We start from the raw sequence: 16,684 nt of genomic DNA, 5'->3' as shown, positions 1-16,684 counted from the left end.
TAACAAGGCTGGTGAAATGTGAGGTGACGGGTTGAGTGCTTTTCCGTTGTCTCGGGCTCAGCTCGCGCTGTGGTTCGCGCAGCAACTGAGTCCGTCAACTCCGTTCGTGGTGGCTCAGTACGTGGAACTACGAGGACCGGTTGACGTCGACGCGCTGATCGAGGCAACGAATACGGCATGTCATGAAGTGGAGTCGGCGTTCGTTCGCCTCGTCGCTACTGATGCCGAGCCGCTTCAGGTCGTCGATCACTCCATCGTCGACGATCTCGAATACCTCGACCTCCGCAGCAATGACGATCCAGTTCAGCGCGCGAACGAGTGGATGACAGCGGAATACTCACGGCCACTTGACGTGATGTCGGATCGCTTGATCTCGGCGACCTTGCTGCACCTGGCAGACAATCACTATTTCTGGTATTCGCATGCCCATCACCTCGTGCTCGACGGGTATGCGGCGATGACACTCACCACGCGAGTGGCCGAGCGCTATTCGCATCTTGTTCACGGCAAGAAGCTGACTCCTTTCGGTGGTGCGGGGGTACGTGCGCTGCACGACCTCGATGTCGACTACCGATCCTCGGCGCGGTATCGATCGGACGAGCAGTACTGGACGGAGATGTCCGAGGGCCTGCCTCGCCCGGTTCGCCTCGCCGACGGCGCCGGGCTGACGTCCATGCCGCAGCGCATGATGGTGCAGACCTTGGATCCGACTCTTGCAAAACAGCTTTCGGATGTCTCGACGGAGTGGACTACGTCCGAGGTGGCGATTCTCGTCGGTGCGTTCGCGTCCTATCTCGGTCGGATGACTGATTCGGACGACGTCGTCCTCAGCCTGCCGGTGTCCGGCCGCACCACGGCAAGGTCGAGACGTTCGGGTGGAATGCTGTCCAACATCGTGCCTGTTCGTGCGCAACTTGATCGGGATCTGTCGCCACAAGAGTTGGTGCGTCAGATCTCGGTGCAGATGACCGGCGCATTGCGGCATCAGCGATTCCGTTACGAGGACATGGGTTTCCAGGGAGATCAGGGCGGATCCCGCGACTCGGCGGGCCCGGCAGTGAACGTCATGATGTTTCACGAAGCGATTCGGCTCGGTGACGTCGTCGGCGAATTTCACGTCCTCACATCCGGACCCACCGAAGATCTGTTCTTCAGCATTTATCCGTCGATCGCGGGGGAGAACGTTCGCCTGTCCTTCGAAGCCAATCCGCGCCTGTACAGCGAACGTGATCTGGCGATGCACCATCGTCAGTTCGTTCGGCTACTCGAGGGATTCCTCGACTCGGCCACGAGGGGGCTCGGTGACCTCCTTGTCCTCTCGGCGGACGAACTGAATGATCTGGTCCCCGCGCTGGGTGCGCGGACGGACGGATTCGCGACGCTCGATTCGGTCATCAGAGACGGGGCAGGGCGGGGGAGTGCCGTCGCGATCCGTGACCAAGGTGTGGACGTCACCTACGACCAACTCGGCGCTCGCGCGGATGCACTGTGCGCCTTGCTCGTAGAGAACGGCGTCGTCCGAGGTGACGTCGTCGGGATCCTCGCCCCGCGGTCGACCGATTCCGTAGTTGCATTTCATGCAGTGGCGCGGGCCGGTGCGGCTCTTCTTTTCGTGGATCCTCAAACACCCTCCGAGCGTGTCGCTTTCATTCTCGACGATGCCAACGTGTCCGTTGTGGTCGGTGGCGATCCGGCAGGCGTGCCGGCTTGGGTCTGCGTCGTCAGTCCCAGGGGCGACGAAACTGTCGATGGGCCGATCGATCGAGGTTCGGAGGCCGGTTCATCTATCGCCGACGTGTCCCTGGACGATACCGCCTACGTGGTCTACACCTCGGGGTCGAGCGGACGGCCGAAGGGCGTCGCGGTCACGCACCGAGGCATTGTGCCGTTGTTGCGTTCTCACACACGGCGACTGGACATCGATAATTCCTCCCGAGTCGCGCTCCTGGCATCCACGTCGTTCGACGTGGCGATCCTCGAGATTCTGCTTGCTCACGGCTGCGGTGCGACTGCCGTGATCGTTCCTCCCGGATTGATCGGCGGAGTGGACCTCGAAGACTTCTTGCGGCTCGAGGGTGTCACGCATTTGATCTCGACACCATCGGTTGCGCTGACGATGGATCCTCGGGAACTGCCGGATCTTCGAGTGTTGAACGTGGGCGGCGAGCGACCGCCGGGGGCGCTCGTCGATGCGTGGTCGAGTCACGTCGACATCGTGAATTCGTACGGCCCCAGTGAAGCAACTGTCGCGGCCTTTATGAGCGAGCCGCTCGTGCCTGGCGCTGGCACACCGATCGGGCGTCCGATCGACGGCGTTGCCGCTGTGGTGTTGGATTCGTGGTTGCGTCCCACTCCGGTCGGCGCCGCGGGTGAGCTGTACGTGATGGGACAAGGACTGGCGCGTGGGTACCTCTCGCCGACGCTGACGGCGGAGCGTTTTGTCGCGGCGCCCATCGGTACGGCCGACGCTGGCGCACGCATGTACCGCACCGGGGACGTGGTTCGGTGGAACGATGCCGGTCAACTCGAGTTCTTGGGCCGCACTGATCAACAGGTGAAGATCCGTGGAGTACGCGTCGAACTGGGCGAGATCGAAGCTGTGCTCCTGTCTATTCCTGGCGTCTCGCAGGCAGCAGTGGTGGAGCGATCCGGGTCGATTGCAGCGTATGTGACCGTGAGCGAAGACGGAGACGACCGACCTCGTCCGTTGAGTCAGGAGGCGGTGCTCGACCATCTGGCTTCACTACTTCCGCGTTCCATGCTTCCGAGTTCGGTGACGATTCTGGAGGCGTTGCCCGTCACAAACCATGGAAAGACAGACCGTGCAGCGCTCCCTGAACCGACGACAACCGCTGTCGCCGAGCAACGCTCGGCGGTAAGCCGCCCGATCGAGTACGACGAGGAATTGATTGCCTCGGTGATGGCCGAGGTCCTCGGTGTCGGAGTTCTCGGACCGCACTCCGACTTGTTCGCCTGGGGCGGTAGTTCTCTCGACGCCGTGTACGTCGCCGCACGAGTGAGTTCCGCCCTCGGAAGGCGGGTGGGTGTCAGGGACGTATTCGGTGCCCCGACGCCGGCGCAGCTGGCCCGGAAGATCCGCGAGGGTCGGGCGGAGTGGGTGGTGGAACCCCAGCGCATTTCCGACGACGTCACCGTGGAAATCGCTCCGGCACAACAACGTCTGTGGCTGCTCAATCGTCTGGATTCGCAGTCGTCGGCGTACAACATTGCGTTCGAGGTCTCGTTCAGTGGAGTTCTGGATGCAGCGGCGATGAGGGAGTCGGTAGTTGACCTGACCGATCGCCATCCCGTCCTGCGCACGGTGTTCTCGTTCGACCAGAACCGCGACACGTGGCCGATCCAGGCTACGTCTGCGGCTCCGGTGACTCTGATCGAGGTTCCGTCTGAGGATTACGAGACTGCGTCAGCGGATTTGGTTGCGGCCGGGTTCGACCTGGCGACCGACGCACCTCTTCGCTTGATCCTCACCTCGGAGAGCGACGCCGACCATCGCATGACCGTGGTTGCCCATCACATCGCCCTGGACGGTCTTTCGTTCGCGACGATCGTCTCGGACCTTGTTGAGGCGTACGACGCCCGCGCCGCTGGGAGTTCGCCGATCTGGCCTTCGCCCTCGCTCGACTATCGCGACTATTCCGCTTGGCACAGAACCGTTCTCGGTGATCCTGCGGATCCGCAGAGCCTGGCTGGCCGTCAGTTGGAATTCTGGGAAACAGCTCTCGCCGGCGTTGATCCGACTCTGGCGCTTCCTGCGGACAGATCCCGCCGGCCGGACCAACCGTCGTCGGCGCGGGACGTGACGTTCGAACTGTCCTCGCCCGTCCACGCGGCGCTGAACGAAATTGCCAGAGCACACGACTGCACGACCTTCATGGTGCTGCACGCCTGCCTTGCGATCGCGCTGAGCAAGATCACCGGTGCGCCCGATATCGTCATCGGAACCCCGACGTCCGGTCGAACACACCCCTCGTTCGACGGCTCCGTCGGTATGTTCGTCGGAACCGTGGCGCTGCGAACGCTCCTGCTCGATGGAGACACCTTCGGTGAGTTCTTGACTCGAGTACGCGACGTCGACGTGGCGGCACTGTCCAATGCCGACGTGCCGTTCGACTGGGTAGTCGAACGGGCGGTCGGTGGGGCCGCAGGCGAGAAGAATTCCTTCCTGCACGTGGTTCTTGCCGTCGATCCGGTAGCTTCGGTTCCCGAGATCGCCGTGGGAAAGATGACGGCTCGAGGAATTCCGTTGCCTCCCGCGCACCCGCGGTTCGATCTCGAAGTGACTGTGCGCGAAGATCGTACGGTTGACGGAGGTGCGAGCGGCATTTGGGGTACCTTCCGATATGCCGCCGATCTGTTCGATGCGGCCACCGTAGGCGGTTGGGTCGAGCGACTACGTCGAGTGTGCGACTCGGTCACCGAGAACTCGTCAATTATGTTGCGTGACATCGATGTTCTCAGCGTCGACGAGCGCGAAAAACTGCAGGTGCACGTGCCGGCGCCAGCACTTGGTGCGAACTCACTGTCCGACCTGTTCGCCGGGGTCGCGACGAAGCGGTCGAACGCGATCGCCGTGACGAGTGGAAATTCTCGGGTCACCTACGCAGAGTTGCACGTTCGTTCGGAGGCGCTCGCAGCCGCCTTGATCGATCGAGGAATTCGAGTGGGGGATCGGGTGGCCGTCGGCCTCCCTCGCTCGATCGACCTGGTAGTTGCAATTCTCGCGGTCGTTCGGGCGGGCGCCGCGTACGTCCCGATCGACCTGCAGTATCCCGACGCTCGCATCCGATACGTACTCGCCGATGCGCGTCCGAAAGCGATTCTGTCGACGCCCAGCTACGCTCCGCGTTTCGGTGAGTACGAACATGCCGTCGTATCCGTCGACGAGACGGCTGACGCGGCGCAATGCTGGCCACTTGCGCCCTTGGAGTCCGCCGCTTACGTGATCTACACCTCCGGATCAACCGGCGCCCCCAAAGGCGTGGTGGTATCTCAGGGCAACGTGTTGGCTCTGCTCGCCTCGACTCGAGAGATCTTCGACTTCGGGCCCGAAGATGTGTGGACGATGTTTCATTCGTACGCATTCGACTTCTCGGTATGGGAGATGTGGGGTGCGCTGACCACCGGCGGATCTTTGGTGATCGTGGACGGTGACGTCGCGCGCTCACCCGAAAGATTCGTGGATCTGATTGTGCGGGAACAAGTGACCGTTCTGAATCAGACCCCGGCTGCCTTCTACGCGTTGGCGGAAGTCACGCAGGAAATGCTGCTTCCGCTCCGGTCGATTGTTTTCGGCGGTGATCGCCTCGACGTGGGGCGCGTGGAGGCCTGGTTCGATCGGCACCCGGATGTGCGGGGCGTCAACATGTTCGGAATCACCGAAACCACCGTTCACGTCACCAGTGTCGAACTGTCAGCCGGCGACGGAGCTGCCTCGCCGATCGGATCTCCGCTACCGGGCTTGCGCAGCTACGTACTGGACACCGCGCTCGCGCCTGTCCCTCCCGGATCTGTCGGCGAACTGTACGTTGCCGGTCCACAGGTGGCCGCAGGCTACTTAGGTCAACCCGGGATGACCTCTTTACGATTTGTGCCTGAACCGGGATTCGACGGGTCGAGGATGTACCGCAGCGGCGATCTCGTCCGTTGGCGAGCCGGTCGACTCGAATATGTTCGCCGCGCCGACGGTCAGATGGCCCTGCGCGGTTACCGTGTCGAACCGGGCGAGGTCGAGACCGCGCTACTGGCTCACAGTTCGGTGGAGCAGGCCGCGGTGGTGGTGCGAGAACTCGACAGCGGGCCGACATTGGTCGGTTACATCACCCCGGAGAAGGGACACGACCTCGAAGGCGTATTACGCACTGCCCGTTCGTTGTTGCCCGGGTACATGGTGCCGTCGGCTTTGATGTCGCTTGCGTCATTGCCGGTCACGATCAACAGCAAGGTCGACCGTGCGTCGCTGCCGACCCCGGTGTCTCTCACGCAGCCGTCTCGGCAGTCACGAGACTTCTTCGAGCAGACAGTCGCAGCCATCCTGAGCGATTTGATGGACGTTCCGAATGTCGATCCGGTTCGGAATTTTTTCGATCAAGGGGCGAATTCCTTGATCGCCACTCGGCTCTCGTCACGACTGAACGCCGTCCTGGGCTGCAACCTCGACGTCCGCGACGTCTTCGAGCACCCATTTGTCGATCAGCTGGCCGGAATAGCTGCTGCCCGAATCGGTGTGGGGCAAGCGTCTCCGGTGTCCTTGGTGCCTCTGTCTTTTGCTCCGCGTTCGGACAATACAGAAGTGCAGCTGTCAGCTTCGCAACACCGAATGTGGATACTGAATCAGTTGGATACAGAGTCCGCCGGCTACAACATTCCGATCGTGTTGCGCCTGACGGGTGAATTGGACGTAGTTGCAGCCGAACTGGCAATTCGTGACCTGATCGATCACCATCGCACCCTGCGGACCGTGTACCCGGTTGTCGGTGAGCGCCCGGTTCAGAAGGTGCTCGACGTCAGGGAAGTAAGTCCGCCGCTTCAGCTCCAGGCCCTCGCGGGCGAGGACGCCGAGAATCGCGTCGCAGAACTGGTGTGTTCGGGCTTCGATGTCACCACGGATCCGCCTGTACGGGTGGCCCTTTTCCAGGTTTCACCCGACGAGCACGTCCTGGCCGTCGTGGTCCATCACATTGCCGCCGACGCTCGATCGCTGGAAGTGTTGGTACGTGACTTCACTGCCGCGTACATCGCTCGCGCGGAGCAGCAAGCTCCGCAGTGGACGCCGCTCGCGCTTGAGTACGCCGATTACACTGCATGGCAAAGAGAATCGGGGATTCCAGACACGGTATCCAACTACTGGAAGCAGGCTCTCGAAGGCCTTCCCGAGCAGGCGACGCTACCCCTGGACCGCCCACGCTCGACATCCGCTCGCGCGTCGAGCTGTCGAGTGGTGATCTCAGGTTCCGTACGGACGGGCCTGCAAGCGGTGGCACGATCGAACAACGCAACCATGTTCATGGTTGTCCACGCTGCTCTCGCGGCGCTGCTGGCGAGGCACACCGGCAGCAGTGACGTGGTTGTCGGCACTGTCGTGTCCGGACGCACCGCACCTGAACTCGATGAGCTCGTCGGTATGTTTGCCGGCACGATTGTTCTCCGAACCGAAGTCGATCCATCGGAGTCCTTCGGCCAGTTGGTCGAGCAGGTTCGTCAGCGCGACGTATCGGCGTTCGCGCATGCAGAGATGCCTTTCGAATCACTGGTTGATCTGATCGACCCACCGCGATCGCGCTCGCGGCACCCGTTGTTCCAGGTGGCGCTCTCGTTCCAAACAGTGCATCCCACCACCTGGTCCGTGCCGGGGTTGTCCGTCACACAGATTGCTCCTGATGTCAGGCACGCAAATTTCGATCTGCAGCTCAACGTCACGGATTCAGGGATCGGCGGCGGTCTCGCCCTCGAATTCGTCTACAACGCTGATCTATTCGGCGATCTGACGGTATCGAGCTTTGCGGGCCGGTTCGAGCGCTTCCTGGGTCAAGTGTCGATCGACCCGCAGGTCGCCGTAGGGGAAATCGACCTGTTGGACAGTGCGGAACGAGCTCTTCTCGTCCCCGCACACGGCGCGGCCGACCGGTCGGGTCGATCTCGACGTTCCGGTACGACGCTTGCCTCGATGCTGCGCTTTGGCGTCGAATCCGCCCCGGATGCTGTGGCGGTCGAGGACGAGGGCAACGCACTGACTTATCGGGAAGTCGATGCCCAGTCGAATGTCGCAGCCGACGAGTTGCGCGCCCGGGGAATCGGAGTCGACCAGGTCGTTGCCTGGACTGCAGATCGGTCCGTTGCGTCGATCGTGCAATTGTGGGCAATCGCGAAGGTCGGGGCAGCTCCGGCGTTGGTGGATCCGGAACAGCCGCAGGCACGACTACGCGGTGTCCTCGAAACACTGGGCGAAGGCACGATCGGCGGCCGCAACGCTGGTGGTGAGAACGCTGGTGGTGAGAAGGTCACAGACTCGGCGGGCGAATATTCCGACAGCCTTGCGGCATACGTAGTCTCCACTTCGGGGACGAGCGGAACCCCGAAGGCTGTCATCGTGACCAACGGCGGGCTCGACGTCATCGCCGAAGACCTGCCGGCTAGGTTCTCGGCTGGACCAGGTTCTCGCGTATTTCATCGCGGAGCACCAGGATTCGACATGACGTTGCTCGAGGTGCTCATCGCGAGTACGTCCGGGGCGACGCTCGTCCTGGCGAAGAACGACGAACTGTTCGGTTCGGGACTCGCATCAGCGCTGAGGCGCGAGCGTATTACGCATCTCTGCGCCACACCTACCGTCGTCGCCTCGATCGGTACTCCGTCGCTGCCGGACCTTGCAACGGTGATGTTCGGAGGCGAGCGGCTCAGCGGTGCGTTGGCGAAGCGTTGGCACGCCGGACGCAGAGTGATCAACGGATACGGACCCGCTGAGTCGACGATGTATTCGCTTGCTACCGAGCCCCTGTCGAGTGAACACTTGTCGACCGACAGTCACGACGGGTCCGTCGGACATCCGCTGGCCGGTGTCGACGCGGTGGTGCTCGATGATCGACTCGAACCGGTGCCGCCGGGAGTTGCCGGAGAACTTTATCTCGCAGGTCGTATGCTCGCACGCGGGTACGCCGGCCAACCTGCCCGAACTGCGGAGCGATTCGTGGCAACCAGTTCAGGCGCCAGGATGTACCGGACCGGTGACCTGGTGATGTGGAGGCCTGACATCTCCGAACCGGCAACCCAGAAGCCTGAAGGCAATAATTATCGCCTGCACTATCTCGGACGAACCGACGCGCAGGTGAAGGTCAACGGTGTCCGGATCGAGCCGGGTGAGATCGAAGCAGTCATCCAGTCTGTCGCTGACGTCGATTTCTGCGTCGCCGGGGTACGGACCCCCGAAGGTGGAAGTCCGCTGTTGGTCGCCTACGTGAGAAGTTCAGGCGCCGAGAGAGTTGACACGGGTCGACTTCGCGCCACGGTCGCAGAAGTTCTTCCGACGTACATGGTTCCGCATGTCATCGTCGACATCGAGGGCGACCTTCCGATGCGGAACGGCAAGGTCGACTTCGCCGGTCTACCGTTGCCGGCACTCGATGCTTCCCGCATAGAGGGCCCGGACACTGACACTGAGCACCTGGTTGCTGCAGCTTTTGTCGCCGTTCTGGGCGGAGACGGGGACGATCGTGACGCAGACTTCTTCTCGCTCGGGGGCAACTCGCTCTCGGCCGCGGAGGTCACGTCACTCCTGAGTAGTTCTCTGGGACAGGTTGTTCCGCTGAGGACCGTATTCGAGCATCCGACGGTTGCGGCGTTGGCAGCCCGGCTCGATTCGCTCGAGCAGGACGACTCGGTGACCGATCTTGTCCGACTGGAACCGCGCCGCGATCCCACGCCCGCACCCCTGTCACGGAACCAGCGTGCGATGTGGGTACTCAATCAGCTGGACACAGCGAGCGGTGCGTACAACCTGCCGATCTGCATCGAGATCGACGGTGAACTCGACGTGTCCGCGCTGCGTCAAGCCGCGACCGATCTTGTCGGCCGGCATGAGGTCCTCAGAACCCGGTATCCGGGCACTCCACCGGTTCAGGTCGTAGATCCTCCGTCTTCGGTGGCAGTGGAAACGCGACTGGTCGGCGACGTCGAGGTCGAAGTGCTGCTGCGAGAGTTCGGCTCGCGCGGTTTCGACGTGGCCGCAGACCTGCCGGTGCGCTGGATGCTGCTCCAACTGTCGCCGGTCAGACATGTTCTGGCGGTAAGTTTTCACCACATCGCAGTCGACGGGGTGTCGATGCGAACTGTGGTCGGCGATCTCCTGACCGCTTACGGCAAGCGCCGAGCCGGACTGGATCCGCAGTGGCCTCCGCTGCCGATCCAGTACGGGGATTTTGCCGCGTGGGAGGCAGCGAGTGACGTTTCCCTTGTGGTCGAAGAGTTCTGGCGCCGAGCACTCGACGGCGTGACGTCTGTGTCACCGCTGACGGTGGATCACACTGACGACGGACCGGTTTCCGCGGCGCAGCGAGTGAACTTTTTGATACCAGCCGTCGTCACCTCGGCACTGCAGGCGCGAGCAGACCGGATGAAGGTCTCGCTGTTCGCGGTGGTTCATGCGGCACTGTCCGTGGTGCTTGCCAAGCTGAGCGGGAATCCCGACGTCGTGATCGCGACCGCGGTCGACGGACGGCGTACGCCCCAACTCGACGGCGTGGTCGGAATGTTCGTCGATACGGTGACTCTGCGCCTGCGGATCGACGGGGACATGCCGATCGATCTTCTGTTGGCTACAGCTTTCGATGCTGACGTGGCAGCGTTCGAATACAGTTCTGTTCCTGCCGAATTGGTTGGTGAGTTGCTCGGTGGACGAACTCCCCAAGTTGCGCTGGGTCTGCAGAATTTTGCGCTCCCTGCCGTGGAGGTGGCCGGTCTCACGATCGAGGCTCGTGAAATCGAGACCGCAACAACGAAGTTCCCCATGCATGTCTCGCTCGCACCCGCTGTCGACGGATCATTGACCGGCGCTGTCGTCTATGCCGCGAGCGCGTTCGATCCGTCGAGCGCCGACGCGGTTACTCGACATCTGTCGAGAGTGCTCACCTCGATTGCCGAGGATGTGCCAGTACTCGTTTCGGATCTCGCGGTGGGCGCGGCGCCCAGTTGGACTGCTGTCGAGGTCGATTCGTCTCGGACGCTCACCGAGATCTTTGCCTCCACAGCGGCGCGATTCCCGAACAACATTGCTCTCGACGACGGACAGAGCACGGTGACGTATGCCGAACTCGACTCCGCCTCGGATGCTCAAGCCTGGGAACTGGTGGCTCGGGGAGCAGGGCCGGGCGCTGTGTACGAGATTCCGGCAGTGCGAACTATCGCTTACCTGGTCCGAATGTTGGCCATCACGAAAACGGGCGCGGCATTCGTGCCGATCGACCCTGACCTGCCGACGGCACGGTTGAAGCAGCTGCGCACAGTGCTCTCCGACCGCAGTCCTGTTCCCGGCCGGCAGTATCCGGATTCAGTTGCGTACGTCGTTCACACGTCCGGGTCGACCGGTGAACCGAAAGGCGTTGCAGTCACCCACCGAGGACTGGGCCTTCTGACCGAAGACGCAATCCGGAAGTACGGGGTGACTTCGGACTCGGTTGTGCTGCACGGATACAAACCGACGTTCGATGCAGCGATCCTCGAGATGATGTTGGCGATCGGTGCCGGGGCTACCTTGGCGGTCGCGCCTCGTGAGGCTTTCGGAGGAAGGGCACTCGAAGAGTTTGTCGCAGAACGCGGTGTCACTCACATGTTGTCGACTCCGGCCGTACTCGACACCATGGCACCGGAGCGGTTCGACTCGCTCGAGGTAGTGGCAGTCGGTGGCGATGTGCTCTCACCTTCCACCGCGCGCGCGTGGAGTCGCCGTGCACGAATGCTCAATGCGTACGGACCGACTGAATGCACCGTGGTCACGACTGTCGCCGAGGTGGATCATCGGGTCACCATCGGAGTTCCGCTCACCGGAATCGGTGCAGAGGTACTGGATACGCGACTGCATCCGGTGCCGTGGGCCGGGATTGGTGAGTTGTACGTCAGCGGACCCGGGCTGGCGATGGGCTACGCCGGAGATCCCGCCGGCACCGCCAGTTCGTTTGTCGCCGCACCAGGTGGGCGCCGCCGTTACCGGACCGGTGATCTGGTTCACCGCCGCACCGATGACACGCTCGGATTTGTCGGACGCTCCGATCGCCAGATGAGTGTGCGAGGAATCCGCGTCGAGCCTGCCGAGATCGAATCGGCCCTGCGTCGGTGCCTCGGCGTCGAGGCCGCTGCGGTTGTCCTCGTCGACGAGATCGCTGTGGCATGTGCGGTTGGTGAGTCATTGGAGTCGGATCAGCTGACAATCGAGTTGGCAGCGATGTTGCCTGCATACCTGATGCCCGGCCGAGTAGTCGTGCTGGAGTCGATCCCGCTCACGTCGAACGGAAAGCTGGACGCAGACGCGTTGCGGCATCATGTGTTCGAGAGCCAGACACCTGACGCAGCAGTGACGGTTTCGGAGGAACTCGTCACCGCTGTCATGTCGGAACACGTGTCCGGAAGCTTCGGCGCTCTGCACAACCTGTTCGAATCGGGGGGTGATTCGTTGGCCGCGGCCGCGGTGGCAGGTCGGCTCGCCTCGATCTTCGCCCGGGACGTGCCTGTTCGAGCCGTCTTCGACAATCCGTCACCGCGAGCGATGTCTCAGTGGCTTTCGTCGAGCGCATCCGACGGCACACGCCGCGATTTGACTCGACGCGTTCCCGGGATGCCCGCGCCGCTGGCGCCCTCTCAACAGCGACTCTGGCTGATCAATCAGCTTCAGCCGGAATCGACCGCGTACAACCTGACGTTTGCAGTAATCCTGGCAGAAGGCATCGATCGCTCGGTATTGAGCAGCGCACTCGGTGACGTCGTCGATCGCCACGCCGTACTGCGAACTGTGTTGGTTCCGGGTGAGTTCGGTACACAGCAGGTCGAAATAGATTCTGTTGCATTCGATCTCACTCCGGTGCCGGCCGACGACATCCGTGCGAGCGCTCGATCCTTCTCGAATGTGCAGTTCGATCTCGAACGAGAAGTTCCGTTCCGAGTGCGTGTATTCACCGAGAATGCAGGGGTCGTCTCTGCAGGATCGACGGTCCTGGTCATCGTTGTTCACCACATCGCAATCGACGGTGCTTCGATGGGACCGATCCTGGCCGATTTCGCGGCAGCCCTCGAGGCCAGGGCAGTTGGAAAAGAATGGGATCGCTCCGCCGACGGGATCAGCTACGGCGATTACAGTCTGTGGGCGAGAGAGAGTTTGGGTGATCCCGAGGATTCTCTCAGCGTGGCTCACCGGCAACTCGACTACTGGTCGAACGTCCTTCGTGGCGTCGAGGATGTGTTGGCTCTACCCGTCGACAAACCCCTGAGTCCGCTGTCCTCACGATCCGACGAGATGGTGACGGAAGTCCTCGACGGCACCACCTACGACGCGTTGTCCGCGTTGGCCCGCTCGCACGGCGTCACGGTATTCATGGTCGTCCACAGCGTGATTGCCGTGCTGCTCGCTCGTGAGTGCGTCACGGATGATGTCGTTGTGGGAGCAGCGGTGAGTCTGCGCAACGATCCGGCGCTTCGCAATGTCGCCGGCATGATGGTGGGCACCGTCGCGTTGCGCACGAGGATCAACTCCGCCGACCACTTCACAGCAGTCTTGGACGAGGTTCGCCGCGTCGATCTGGAAGCGATGGCGAACGCGGACGTCTCGTTCGACGACGTAGTCGCGAAGGTCGATCCGCCGCGCAGGATGAACGAGCATCCACTGTTCACGGTCATGCTGGCGTATCGACGAGCGCTCGAGTTGCCGCAGATCGACGGGGTAACTGTCTTCGACCTCGACATCGCAGGGGCATCGACGGGCTACGACTTGACGTGGGATCTGGTCGACGCCGGTGACAGTCTGACCATTCGATTGTTGTACGCCACGGACAAGTTCCGGAAGTCGACCGCGGAACTGTTCATGCAGCGGGTGACACGCATCGTCGAATTGGTGACAGCCGAACCCGAGATTGTAGTCGGGGAGATCGAACTGTTGTCCGGACTCGAACGCTCGGCGTTGACCGTTGCGAATCCCCGCAGCGTCGAACCCCTGACGATTGCCGACATTTTCGAACGTGCACTGCGTCAGGCACCCGACGCAGTAGCGCTGGAAGGGAACGGCCGACTCTGGACTTACCGCGACCTGCACGAGGCGTCGTCGCACTGGACGCGCGAGTTGGTGGGCCGGGGAATCGGGCCTGACGACGTCGTCGCCGTTGCGCTCGGTCGCGGACATCTGTGGATCGTTGCGTTGTGGGCAGTGACGCGGGTAGGCGCAGCGTGGCTGTCGCTCGATCCGGCGCTGCCGACAGTGCGCCGGCAGACGATGGTCGAGGAGTGCGGTTCGGTTGTCGGCTTGACAGCAGAAGGTGCAGCCGAGAGTTTGCCCGATTGCGTCGAATGGTTGTCGATGGATGAATCACGCACTGCGAGTGAGGCTATCGAGGTGTCGGCAACGCCGGCTCGTCCCGACAACCTTGCCTATGTCATCTACACGTCGGGTTCGACGGGAAGACCCAAGGGCGTCGAGGTTTCACATCGCGGAATCATGAATGTCTACACCGCGCACGCCGAGATCGCCCAGCTCGATCGCGGCCCCCGAGTCCTGCAATTGGCGTCGTCGACCTTCGATGCGTCGGTGATAGAGATTCTTCTGGCGGCTGCGGGGTGTGGAACGTTGATTCTGGCTCCCGACTTCGTCTACGGGGGAGAGGAACTCACGAGTCTGCTGGTGGCTACCGACGTCACGCATTTGATCGTGACGCCGACCGTCCTGGCGACAGTCGATCCGGATACAGTGCAACCGTTGATCGTCGAATCGATGGGGGAGCCGCTCTCTGCGCGCCTTGCGTCGGCGTGGTCACCCCGACATCGCATCGTCAACGGATATGGGCCGACCGAATCAACGATCGCGGCATCGATTTCCGCGCGGATCACTGACGGGGACATCACTGTCGGCACTCCAGTCCCTGGTGCGACGGCACTTGTCCTCGATCAGAGGCTTCGACCGGTTCCGGATGGCGTTGCGGGAGAACTGTTCCTCGCCGGTGAGAATCTGGCACGGGGGTACGTCGCCTCCCCGGGTCTGACGTCCGAGCGCTTTGTTGCCAATCCTTATGCGGTGGGGACTCGGATGTACCGCACGGGTGACCTCGTTCGTCGTCGGCGTCACGACCGAGCGCTCGAGTATCTGGGCCGCAACGACGCACAGGTGAAGGTTCGGGGTGTTCGCGTGGAACCGGCGGAGGTCGACGCGGCTCTGTCAAGCCATGGAGCAGTGACCTTCTCGGTTACCGTTGTCTCCGACGATGAGCGCGGGTCTACTGAGCTTCGGTCGTATGTAACTCTGGCGGAGAACAATTCTGTGACGGAAAAGGAGCTGCGTGACTTTGTCTCCGGCTTGCTGCCGAAACACCTGCTGCCTTCCTCGGTAACGGTGGTGGTCCGGGTCCCGTTGCTCGCATCGGGGAAGATCGACGTCGCGGCTCTTCCTGCTCCTGCACCGCAGGTAGGGTCGAGTGTGGATCGACCCGTCTCGGCTACCGAACGTCAAGTGGCACAGGCATTCGAGAGTGTCACAGGCGCGGTATCGGTGGGCCGTCATGACGACTTCTTCGAACTCGGCGGTACGTCCATGGGAGCCGTTCAGGTGGCTTCGCGAGTGCGTGAGGCCCTGAACAGAGATTTTCCTGTTCAATGGATTTTCACCGATCGAACTGTGGCCGAACTTGCCTCTCGGTTGGACCTCGATCATGCCGATGACTTGGAGGGTGATTCGTCTCGTTCGGATCCGCTGGACACGATCGTCATGTTGGGCGGCAATCCTGACGACGTACGGCCGCCGTTGTTCTGCGTGCATCCGGTCAGTGGAATTGCCTGGTGCTACGCCGGACTCGTCGGTCGGCTCGAAGGTCGACGGGTGTACGGCATCCAGGCAACGGGAGCAGGTGAGCTACCCGGCACGGTGGCGGAGTTGGCGTCGGGGTATGTCGATGCCGTACGGATGGTGCAACCGTCGGGTGAATACCATCTGCTGGGGTGGTCTGCCGGCGGAACGATCGCGCTCGAGATGGCGAGCCAGCTCGAAGAGGCCGGCGACCTGGTCGGTTCGGTTGCAATGCTCGACGCACTGCTGCCGGAGATGATGCCGTCTGTACAAGCAGCCCCGGAGCCTTCCGAACTGTTCGCGCAGATCGGGCTGACTGAGGTTGAAACGGCTACCACAGCAGTGACTTTCGTAGACGTCGCAGCGGAAATCAGAAGGCAGACCGGTATGGATTTCCTCACCGATGCGGTTCTCGAATCGGTAGTCGGCCGGGTGGAAAAACTGTCGCGAATCGTCCGGGATCACAGGCCGAGGCCCTTTTCGGGGTCAGTGGAACTCTTTGTGGCGCAGCATGATCTGCCTGAACATCGTCACTTGGTCGAAAAGTGGTCTGAACTGGTGGGCCCGTTGCGAACGTATCTGGTCGACTGCTCTCACTCGGAAATGTCGAGCATAGAGGTTTTGGCGAGCGTCGCGAAAGTCCTCGTCGACAATCGCCGAAGCATCGAATCCGAAGCGGGGGAGCGCAATCACACTGGGGTGCAGTAGATCTGCGGCGCCGGGACTTTGGTCCGGAGTTTTCACCCCCGGGGGTCCCCATGCTTCCGTTCCGCAAGTAGAACCCGTAGCATTTTCCTTGTGGCAGTAAGCCATTCAGAAACTATCTCCGGAGGATCGTATGTTGGGTTCCCTTTTTTCCATCAGCTCTGAAATCGGTGTCCCGTCCGTCGACGCGCTCTTCGAGGCTGCTCGGACCATCATCGGCGCGCTCTTCGGCCTGAGCTGACACGTCGCAGCGACCTTCCCCCGCGGTGAAGAAGTCCCTGTTCTCCGACGAGGAGAACAGGGACTTTCGTGCAGCCTGCAGGTGAGCGTTTGCGTGGCGGTCAGTGGGTGACCTACCGGCCGTTCTGTTGATACGCGATCGCTGTCAGCGATCCGACTTCGACGTTCACGTCTGCGGTGCTGGTGAGCCCGATC

1 protein-coding gene is annotated in these 16,684 nt (G+C 62.1%); it reads left to right on the top strand.

Annotated elements, in window-relative coordinates:
• Positions 1 to 31: 31 nt before the first annotated feature.
• Positions 32 to 16,252: an amino acid adenylation domain-containing protein gene (locus ACFQ6Y_RS30105; RefSeq protein WP_378640447.1), complete on the top strand. Its 16,221-nt coding sequence runs from the start codon at positions 32 to 34 to the stop codon at positions 16,250 to 16,252.
• Positions 16,253 to 16,684: the final 432 nt, after the last annotated feature.

The sequence above is a fragment of the Rhodococcus sp. NPDC056516 genome, from assembly GCF_042794655.1.
GTDB lineage: Bacteria > Actinomycetota > Actinomycetes > Mycobacteriales > Mycobacteriaceae > Rhodococcus_F.
The sequence above is the reverse complement of the archived record's forward strand: the minus strand, read 5'-3'. Positions and strand labels throughout refer to the sequence as shown.